Annotated in this window: 10 protein-coding genes and 1 pseudogene; 4 read left to right on the plus strand and 7 right to left on the minus strand. The window is 65.9% G+C overall.

Annotated features, from left to right (window positions below; all coding sequences use genetic code 11):
• Positions 1-177 precede the first annotated feature (177 nt).
• The 3 genes from cfa to RYM47_RS18200 all read right to left on the minus strand — a co-directional run bounded on the left by cfa (position 178) and on the right by RYM47_RS18200 (position 2,536).
• Positions 178-1,296 (minus strand): cyclopropane fatty acyl phospholipid synthase, encoded by a 1,119-nt coding sequence (cfa, locus tag RYM47_RS18190; protein WP_315389792.1) that lies wholly within the window; start codon positions 1,294-1,296, stop codon positions 178-180.
• Between the two features lie 13 nt (positions 1,297-1,309).
• A complete protein-coding gene (locus RYM47_RS18195) occupies positions 1,310-2,170 on the minus strand; it encodes a DUF4163 domain-containing protein (RefSeq protein WP_315389794.1) in 861 nt (286 codons plus the stop codon).
• 63 nt (positions 2,171-2,233) lie between these two features.
• On the minus strand, positions 2,234-2,536 hold the full coding sequence (locus RYM47_RS18200; RefSeq protein ID WP_315389795.1) for a GNAT family N-acetyltransferase: 303 nt from the start codon (positions 2,534-2,536) through the stop codon (positions 2,234-2,236).
• A gap of 212 nt (positions 2,537-2,748) precedes the next feature.
• Here RYM47_RS18200 and RYM47_RS18205 point away from each other — a divergent pair, with 212 nt between their 5' ends.
• Positions 2,749-2,925 carry a hypothetical protein gene (locus RYM47_RS18205; RefSeq protein WP_315389797.1) on the plus strand — a complete coding sequence of 59 codons (177 nt, stop codon included), beginning with the start codon at positions 2,749-2,751 and terminating at the stop codon, positions 2,923-2,925.
• On the opposite strand, the gene RYM47_RS18210 is transcribed toward RYM47_RS18205, so the two are convergent.
• Together RYM47_RS18210 and RYM47_RS18215 are read right to left on the minus strand one after the other, a co-directional pair.
• Entirely contained in the window at positions 2,926-3,549 is a 624-nt protein-coding gene (locus RYM47_RS18210; RefSeq protein ID WP_315389798.1) for a rhomboid family intramembrane serine protease, read from the minus strand.
• 7 nt (positions 3,550-3,556) lie between these two features.
• On the minus strand, positions 3,557-5,119 hold the full coding sequence (locus RYM47_RS18215; protein WP_315389800.1) for an oligopeptide:H+ symporter: 1,563 nt from the start codon (positions 5,117-5,119) through the stop codon (positions 3,557-3,559).
• 188 nt (positions 5,120-5,307) lie between these two features.
• Between RYM47_RS18215 and RYM47_RS18220 the strand changes: the two genes are divergently transcribed.
• Entirely contained in the window at positions 5,308-6,090 is a 783-nt protein-coding gene (locus tag RYM47_RS18220; RefSeq protein WP_315389801.1) for an endonuclease/exonuclease/phosphatase family protein, read from the plus strand.
• Positions 6,091-6,147: 57 nt separating this feature from the next.
• On the opposite strand, the gene RYM47_RS18225 is transcribed toward RYM47_RS18220, so the two are convergent.
• A complete protein-coding gene (locus RYM47_RS18225) occupies positions 6,148-6,759 on the minus strand; it encodes a superoxide dismutase (RefSeq protein ID WP_315389803.1) in 612 nt (203 codons plus the stop codon).
• Positions 6,760-6,888: 129 nt separating this feature from the next.
• Between RYM47_RS18225 and RYM47_RS18230 the strand changes: the two genes are divergently transcribed.
• Both RYM47_RS18230 and RYM47_RS18235 read left to right on the plus strand, forming a co-directional pair.
• Positions 6,889-7,365: a ribonuclease domain-containing protein gene (locus RYM47_RS18230; protein ID WP_315389805.1), complete on the plus strand. Its 477-nt coding sequence runs from the start codon at positions 6,889-6,891 to the stop codon at positions 7,363-7,365.
• Positions 7,362-7,781 carry a barstar family protein gene (locus tag RYM47_RS18235; protein WP_315389807.1) on the plus strand — a complete coding sequence of 140 codons (420 nt, stop codon included), beginning with the start codon at positions 7,362-7,364 and terminating at the stop codon, positions 7,779-7,781. The genes RYM47_RS18230 and RYM47_RS18235 overlap by 4 nt, the downstream gene beginning before the upstream one ends.
• Positions 7,782-7,916: 135 nt before the next feature.
• Here RYM47_RS18235 and RYM47_RS18240 read toward each other — a convergent pair.
• Positions 7,917-8,504, minus strand: a pseudogene (locus tag RYM47_RS18240) (hypothetical protein); the annotation flags it as partial.

The raw sequence follows: 8,504 nt of genomic DNA on the forward strand, positions 1-8,504 counted from the left end.
ATTACGGCGATTGCACCTTTAGGGCATGACCTTGCACGGAGAAAAGCGCTTCTCCGGCACAGCTCCATGCGTCAATGAACCGATCGCCCCCATCGGCGGTCGTTTGGGAACCGACCCTACCGACGCACCCCCGGATTTTTCGTAGCGACAAGCCATGCGTAGCATCGCGGTCCCCGATCATCGCGGTGCCACGTACCCGCCTGCCACCCCGTTCGGCGACAACACCAGCTGCCACAGCTGGGCGTGGCGGCATCGGAAACTCGCCATCGACCCTGCCAGATAGAACCGCCACATGCGCTTGAAACGTTCGTCGTAACGCTCTGGATCCAACCGCGGCCAGGCCGCCTCCACATTCGCACGCCAGGCCTGCAATGTGCGATCGTAATCCGGCCCGAAGCTGTGCCAGTCCTCCAGCACGAACAGTCCCTCGAACGCGGCGGTGATCTGCGCGGCCGACGGCAGCATCGAATTGGGGAAGATGTAGCGCGCGATCCACGGGTCGGTACGGTGCCGCGACACGTTGCTGCCGATGCTGTGCAGCAGGAACAAGCCGTCCGGCTCCAGGCAGCGCCGCGCCATCTCGAAGAAGCCGCGGTAGTTCTTGTCGCCCACGTGCTCGAACATCCCCACCGACAGGATCGCATCGAACTGCTCTTCCACGTCGTGGTAGTCCTGAAGGCGGATTTCGATCGGCAGGCCGGCGCACAACTCGCGGGCAAAGTCGGCCTGTTCCTGCGAAATGGTGATGCCCACGCCGGACACCCCGTAGCGCTCGGCTGCGAACTTCAGCGCTTCGCCCCAGCCGCAGCCGATGTCGAGCACACGCTGGCCCGGGCGCAGGCCGAGCTTGCGACAGATCAGGTCGAGCTTGGCTTCCTGCGCCGTGTCGAGGTCGCGCGCATCGGCCCAGTACCCGCAGCTGTACACCAGGCGCTTGCCGAGCATGGCGTGGTACAGGTCGTTGCCCAGGTCGTAATGGCGACGGCCCACCTCCAGGTTGCCACCGCCGGCCTGCAGATTGAACAGACGGGCTTTCAGGCCATCGGCCAGTTCGCGCCAGCCGTGAACGCGTTCGTCCACGTGCGCCTGCATCAGGTGCAGCAGGAACCCGTCCAGCGAGGCGGCGTCCCACTGCCCGTCCATGTAGCTTTCGCCCAGGCCCAGCGAGCCCTGGGCGATGACGCGGGTGTAGAAATGCGGGTCGTGGACCTGGATGTCGTGCGGACGCCCGCCGTCAACGGTGACGTCCGCCTCGTGCAGCAACTCGATCACCCGCCGTTGCAGCCCCCCGTCCATGTCGCCGCCTCCGTCAGCCCTTGGCGAACAGGCCGGCGTAGGCCGGCGCCACGTGCGGTACCAGCACGGCGGCCGGTACGTCCACGGTCTGGGTGCCGTCCGAGTACGGTCCCACCTGGTAAGGCGGGAACACGAATCGAACCGCGGTGATCAGGCCATTGGGGTCGGTGACCGGCTGGAACTGGCTGAAATTGTCCGCACTGGCGCCGGTGCCGTCGGCAATCATCCGGCTGGCGCTACGCAGCGCTTCCTGCTGCTGGCCGGGCTCCATGTCGTCGCTGCTCAGCCGGGTCGCCACGCGCTCGCGCAGCTGGTCGGCCACGTAGTCGCTGACCGCGCCCCAGCCCTTGGTGTCGGTAATCAGCGTCTCGGCGGTGAGCATCCGCTGCTGTTCGGGCAGCCACACGAAACGGGCCACCAGCGGCTCGCCGTGGGCACCGCCGGTGTAGCGGCTGCCATCGGCACTGATCACCACCATCTGCGGCGTTTCCAGCAGTTTCTCGAAACTCAGCGACAGCTCGTACGGCATGGTCGGCTTGTCGTTGCCCAGCCCGTCCACCGCCTGCTGCAGTTCGCCGCGCGCGGCGGTGGCGTAATCCGACAGTGCCTTGGCCAGGCCCGGGTAGCGGTTCACGTCCGGCGGGTAGCTGATGCCGACCACGGCCTGCGGGGTGTTCTCGATGACATCGCGCAGTTCCAGCGGTGCGTCAACGGTCGCCTGCGGGGCGGTGGTGTCCGGCTGCGTGGTGGCCGCGCCATCGGTGGGCGCGGCGGTGGTGTCTGGCTCGCGCTTGCAGCCGGCCAGCAGCACCAGCCCCACGGCCAACGCCAGCGCACCGGTACGCAGCGCGCGGCGGTTTCCTGCGATGTTCATTGCAATCCCCTTGTTGAATCCCGTCATGATGTTCCTTCTTCCGTGAAAGGCGCCTGTTTTTCTTCAGGTCGCGAGCAGGTCCTGATACTCGGCGTGCCGTTCGAAAAAACGCTCCGCGTATGCGCAGGCGGGCACCACCTTGAGTTTGTTGTCGCGGGCGAAGCGCAGTGCAACGCGGGTCAGTTCCCCCGCGATGCCCCTGCCCTCGATAGGCTCGGGCACCTCGGTGTGGGTGATGACCATCCGCTTGCGCTTGATCTGATAGTCCAGCAGGGCCAAATGGCCCTGGATGCGGGCCTGGAACCGGTGCTGGACCGGATCGTGCTCCACCTCGTAAGCCAATCCCGGCGGGGTAACCGAAGCCATGGGCGGTGTCTCCTGCGGCGACTGTCGCGATAGTGCGCAGCGTGGCGCCATGATCGCGTGAAGCCTGAACAGGGGCAACAGGCGACGCGCCGGGTCACATCTGGACCTAAAGTCCCGCCCGCTCAAGCCGATATAAGGATCGGACAGGGCGCAAAAGCTGGCATGGCTCTTGCGACTCCTGCCTGCCCCCTCCGTGTCCCAAGGAGCGTTACATGGACAATGCACCCGATGTTGCCCTGTCCGGCGATGCCGACAGCTCGCTGCTGGAAGGCCTGTTCCAGCTGGCCCTTAACGGCCAGACCAACGGGTCGGATTTCGACCTGATCGACCACGAGGTCTACGCCCGCCTGCTCAGCGCCTACGGCGTCGACCAGCGCTTCGCGGCCTGATCAGCCGCCCAGGCTGAAGCGCGGGTTGCCCAGCTCGGCCAGGAAGTGCCCGAAGATCTCCGGGCGCATGGCCAGCATGAAGATCACGCCGAACGCGGCACCGGCCAGGTGCGCGCTGTGGTTGATGCGATCACCACCTCGCTTGTCCATCCAGATGCTGTAGCCGACGTAGAACGCGGCATAGACGATCGCCGGCGCCGGGATGAAGAACACCAGGATGATCGACCACGGCTTGATCAGGATGAAGGCGAACAGCACGGCCGACACCGCCCCGGACGCACCGAGACTGAGGTAGTTCGGGTTCTTCTGGTTCTTCAGGTAGCTGGGCAGGATCGAGACCAGCAGCGCGCCGATGTAGAACGCCGGATAGACCAGGTAGCTGCCGGTCAGCTGCACCATCACGCTCTCGATGAATCCCCCGAAGAAGAACAGGGTGATCATGTTGAAGATCAGGTGCGACCAGTCGGCGTGGATGAAACCGTAGGTGATCAGGCGGTCGTACTGGCGGTGGCGATCCACCGCCGGCGGCCACAGGATCAGGCGGTCGGCCAGCTTGCGGTTGTTGAACGCCATCCACGACAGGATGGCGGTGATGGCGATCAACAGCAGATTGACGGGGGTCATGTCAGGCTCAGGCGCTACGGTAGTTGTCGACCATACGATAGCGTTTCGCATACCAACCGAAGGCCAACGCCGCGACGAAGGCGAAACCGGCGAAGAAGAACATCAGGAATGCCGCCTCGCTCAGGCCGGTACTGGCGATCTTGTGGGTCACGGCATCGTTGCGCACGGCGGCATTGGACAGCAGCACCCACAGGTTGCCGATGGTGGTGGTCAGGTTCCAGAAGCTCATGACCACGCCCTTCATCGCCTGCGGCGCCTGGCTGTAGGCGAACTCCAGGCCGGTGGCCGAGACCAGCACCTCACCGAAGGTCAGCAGCGCGTACGGCAGCATCTGCCAGAAGATCGACATGGCGTTGCCACCATCCATCACCACCTGGATGCCGCCGACCACGATCCAGGCCAGGCCACTGAAGGCGATGCCGGCGGTCATGCGGCGCAGTGCGGTCGGCTCGAAGCCGAAGCGGCGCAGGGCCGGGTACAGCACCAGGTTGTTGAACGGGATCAGGATCATTACCAGCAGCGGGTTCAGCGCCTGCATCTGCGAGGCGGTGAACCAGCTCGGCATCTGCATCTGCTGGCCCTGCAGGACCCAGGTCGAGGCCTTCTGGTCGAACAACGAGAAGAACGGCGTGGTCAGGGCGAAGATCACCAGCACGCGCAGCACCGAGCGCACGCCTTCCACGGCTTCGGCCGGATGCTGGCCACGGGCGCGCTCCAGCTGCAGCCAGGTGCCGCCGCCGATGCCCGCCAGGATCGACACCAGCGCCAGGCACAGGCAGATGACAATGCCAAGCGAGCCGACCAGGCCGAACGAGGCCACTGCCAGCACCAGGCCGAGCACCGCGATCACCAGGCCCGGACGGCCCTGGCCTGCCACGCGCGCAGTCAGCGCGGTGCGCACCACGTTGGCGAACGAATGCGGATCCTTCGGCGGCAGCGGCACCAGCACGTAGCGCTTGCGGCCCAGCCAGAACACGAAGGTGGCGATGAACATCAGGATGCCCGGGATACCGAACGCCCACTGCGGGCCCCAGTTCTTCAGCACCAGCGGGATCAGCAGCGAGGCGAACAGCGAGCCGAAGTTGATGATCCAGTAGAACGCGTCGAACACGAACTTCGCCAGATGCTTGTTGCTCTGGTCGAACTGGTCGCCCATGAAGGAGGCCACCAGCGGCTTGATCCCGCCCGCGCCGAGCGCGATCAGGCCCAGGCCGAGGAAGAAGCCTTCGCGGCTGTTCTCGAACAGCGCCAGGCAGGCGTGGCCGGCGCAGTAGATCAGGCTGAACCAGAGGATGGTGTGGTACTTGCCGAAGAACTTGTCGGCCAGCCAGCCGCCGAGCAGCGGGAAGAAGTACACGCCGATCATGAAGCTGTGCATGATGTCCTTGGCCTCGCCGGCCCGGCCATCTGCGGTGATCTCCTGCAGCAGCAGCGAGGTGATCAGGAACTGCACCAGGATGTTGCGCATCCCATAGAAGCTGAACCGTTCGCAGGCCTCGTTGCCGATGATGTACGGAATCTGGCGGGGCATGGTGCCCTTGCCAACGCTGGCGGCTGCGTTTGTGCTCATGCTATGGGGCTGTCCTGCAGGATCAAAGGGCGCAAGGTTACCGGAAGGGCCGGGGCCACGCACGCTGCGGCCGAACGTGACATTTGACGGAAGTCACGGCACGTCCACGGCTCAAGCGTAAACTTATCGTTATGCGCCTCCTCCCCACGGCTGTCGCAGGACACTGGCACGGCTGGCTCCTGCTCCTGATGTTGACCACCCCCGTCCTGTCGGCCGATGCCCGCCAGGGTGAGCCTGCGCCGCGCCTGCTGAAGATCGCCACGCTGGAGCTGCCGGTGGGCGACGACAGCCAGTGGGAGCAGCGCCGCGACCAGCTGCTGCAGGTGCTGGAGGGGCTGCAGCCGGATGTGATCGCGGTGCAGCGGGTACAGCAGTCGCAGGGTCGCAATCCGGCCTGCTGGCTGGCGACCCGGCTGCGCTACAGCTGCGACTTCGTCACCGCCGACCCGCCCAGCCAGCGCCTGCGCCATGGCAGCGCCATGCTGAGCCGGCTGCCGGTGTCCGAGGACGGGGTGACCCTGCTGCATCCGCCGGGCCAGTTCAGCGCCGCCGGCATGCTGCGGGTGAAGCTGCAGGAAGAGCTGGTCAACATCTATGTGGCACGGCTGCGTCCAGACCCGGACGAGGCGACGGTGCGCCAGCACCAGACCAGCGACCTGATGACCTGGATCAGCGCCACCTCCGATGGCCTGCCGTCGCTGATCGCGGGGGACTTCTCCGCCGACACCGAAGAGCTGGTGAGCAGTTCGCCGGGCTTCCAGCCGGCACGCAAGAATCCCGGTGAGCGGGTCGACCCGCCCTCGCTGGTCGGGGTGGCCGGCGGGCACGGCCTGGACGTGCTGTTCCAGGTATCCCACTTCGCCAGCCAGGGCCTGCAGCCGGTCAAGCTGCCCCCGCCGGAAGGGTCGGAAGGCGGTGGTGTCCGGCTGGGGATCATCGCGACCCTGCGATTGCAGGGCGAGACGCGTTGAACGAAAAAGGCCGGGCGTTTCCGCCCGGCCCTTCCAGCGTTCAAACCCGACCTGGGGTCAGGCGATCGCTTCCTGGTAACGACGCTCGACTTCCTTCCAGTCGATGACGTTGAAGAACGCGCCGATGTATTCCGGGCGACGGTTCTGGTACTTCAGGTAGTACGCGTGTTCCCACACGTCCAGGCCCAGGATCGGGGTGTTGCCTTCCATCAGCGGGCTGTCCTGGTTGCCGGTGCTCTCAACCACGACCTTCTTGTCCGGGGTGACGCTCAGCCAGGCCCAGCCGCTGCCGAAACGGGTCAGCGCAGCCTTGGTGAAGGCTTCCTTGAACTTCTCGAAGCCACCGACGTCCGCGTCGATCGCCTTGGCGACGTCGCCGACCGGGTTGCCACCGGCGTTGGGCGCCATCACCGTCCAGAACAGGCTGTGGTTGGCGTGGCCGCCACCGTTGTTGCGCACCGGGCCCTGCAGGTTTTCCGGCAGCGACTTCAGCTTCTTGACCAGTTCTTCCACCGGCAGGTCGGCGTATTCGGTGCCTTCCAGTGCCGCATTGACGTTGTTGATGTAGGTCTGGTGATGCTTGGTGTGGTGGATTTCCATCGTGGCCGCATCGATATGCGGCTCAAGCGCGTCGTAGGCGTAGGACAGCTTGGGGAGGGTGTAGGCCATGTGGTTCTCCTGGTAGCTCACTCACCCGGCGAAGGCCGGGCGTTGCGAAGTCGATGATGGGGATGGATGTGAAGGTTACCAACCCCCCATGTAAGAGAATGTGCAGCTGGTTGGCGGTACATTACCCCCATGCGCAAACCCCTACTCCTTGTCCTTGCCATCCTCCTGCTGATAGGCGGCCTGATCGGCATCAAGCAGCTGCAGCGCGCGCCGCCACCGCAGTTCGCGCCGTCGCTGACCCAGCCCGACGCGCCCGCGCCGAGCGACAACGCGCCAGGCAATCCAGGCAGCGCCGCACAGGCGAGCCGCGATGCCCTGCCCGCCTTCCTGCCACCGGAGGCGCGGCAGACCATCGTCCTGATCCAGCGCGGCGGGCCGTATCCGCACCGCCAGGACGGCAGTGTTTTCAGCAACCGCGAACAACGCCTGCCCGACCGGCCGCGCGGTTATTACCGCGAGTACACCGTGGACACGCCGGGCGCCGGCAACCGTGGCGCGCGCCGTATCGTGACCGGGGGCACTCCGCCCACCGGTTGGTTCTACACCGACGACCATTACGAGACCTTCCGCAGTTTCGAGGTCCCACCTGCCGGGAGCTGGCAATGAATCACGATGCATTCGAACTGGGCCTGGACGACATCAACAACGCTGGCGTGTATGCGATCGGCAACGACGATATCGGGCCGCTCTCCGCGGCCATGCGCGATGCGGGGCTGCGCGTGGCCACCATCGACCTGGCCGGCTGCCACGACAAGCGCACGCTGCTGACGCGCATGGCGGCGCAACTGGATTTTCCGAGGACGTTCGGCGGCAACTGGGATGCGCTGGTGGATTGCCTGCGCGACCTGTCATGGATCAAGGCGAACGGCTACGCCCTGTTCTTCAGCGATGCCGATGGCTTGCGGGGTGATGCGACAACGGATTTCGACACGTTGCTGGAGGTGCTTGATGAAAGCAGCCAGTTCTGGGCCGGGCAGGATGTGCCGTTCTGGGCGTTCGTGGCGTTGAACGACGAATCCTGACGCGCCTGTATTTCGCTGGTGGAAAGCCCCCTGAGTCAGGGGGCGCGCCGACAGGCGCGGGGTGTGGGTGATGGTAAGAAGGGGCCCACGGTTTGCGAAGCCAACCGTGGGGCGTCAGCGCGCATGCGATGACGTTTACCCTCCGTTGTCTTCCTGCAACTCTTTCTTGAACGGCACGTCCGGTGGCGGCCGTGCCACGGCCGGCTGGTCCTGCATGTTCGGGTCGGTCAGGCCGCAGCCGCCGCCGAACTGCAGGATCGAGACCACGCAGGAAATCTTCGAGCTGGTGCCGGGAATCGGAATCTCCACGGCCTTGATGCCCTTGCGCACCCATTCGGCCAACAGCGATTCGTTCGGTGCCCAGTACTTGTCGAACGAGGTCGGGGTGTAGTCGTACGGCGGGCGCTTGAGCCAGGTGCCCGACTGCGCGATGCGCTCGCGACTCCAGCCGTCGTTCTCGCCGCCGGGGGCGCCGCGCTCACTGTCGCCGCTGCCCTCCTGGCCGGGTACGCGCACGCTGCCGTCGGCGTTGAACAATCCGTCCCCGGTCCGACCGGCGCCCTGGTTGGCCTGGGCGCCACCGCGCTCGCCGTCGCGGCTGCTGTTGGCCGCGCCCCAGTCATCGCCCCTGGCCGGGGTGGACCAGTCGCCGGGATTCGGCGCCGGGCGCGCGGCCGGTGCGGGGGAGGTCGAGGGCGTGGCGGCCGTGCTGCGGCTCGGCGC

The organism is uncultured Stenotrophomonas sp. (assembly GCF_963519125.1).
Lineage (GTDB): Bacteria > Pseudomonadota > Gammaproteobacteria > Xanthomonadales > Xanthomonadaceae > Stenotrophomonas.

What these genes read in the sequence shown, in the direction of transcription:
- RYM47_RS18210 (WP_315389798.1), bottom strand. Translation starts at nt 3,549, where the DNA reads ATGACCCCCGTCAATCTGCTGTTGATCGCCATCACCGCCATCCTGTCG.
- cfa (WP_315389792.1), bottom strand. Translation starts at nt 1,296, where the DNA reads ATGGACGGGGGGCTGCAACGGCGGGTGATCGAGTTGCTGCACGAGGCG.
- RYM47_RS18200 (WP_315389795.1), bottom strand. Translation starts at nt 2,536, where the DNA reads ATGGCTTCGGTTACCCCGCCGGGATTGGCTTACGAGGTGGAGCACGAT.
- RYM47_RS18220 (WP_315389801.1), top strand. Translation starts at nt 5,308, where the DNA reads ATGTTGACCACCCCCGTCCTGTCGGCCGATGCCCGCCAGGGTGAGCCT.
- RYM47_RS18230 (WP_315389805.1), top strand. Translation starts at nt 6,889, where the DNA reads ATGCGCAAACCCCTACTCCTTGTCCTTGCCATCCTCCTGCTGATAGGC.
- RYM47_RS18215 (WP_315389800.1), bottom strand. Translation starts at nt 5,119, where the DNA reads ATGAGCACAAACGCAGCCGCCAGCGTTGGCAAGGGCACCATGCCCCGC.
- RYM47_RS18205 (WP_315389797.1), top strand. Translation starts at nt 2,749, where the DNA reads ATGGACAATGCACCCGATGTTGCCCTGTCCGGCGATGCCGACAGCTCG.
- RYM47_RS18225 (WP_315389803.1), bottom strand. Translation starts at nt 6,759, where the DNA reads ATGGCCTACACCCTCCCCAAGCTGTCCTACGCCTACGACGCGCTTGAG.
- RYM47_RS18195 (WP_315389794.1), bottom strand. Translation starts at nt 2,170, where the DNA reads ATGAACATCGCAGGAAACCGCCGCGCGCTGCGTACCGGTGCGCTGGCG.
- RYM47_RS18235 (WP_315389807.1), top strand. Translation starts at nt 7,362, where the DNA reads ATGAATCACGATGCATTCGAACTGGGCCTGGACGACATCAACAACGCT.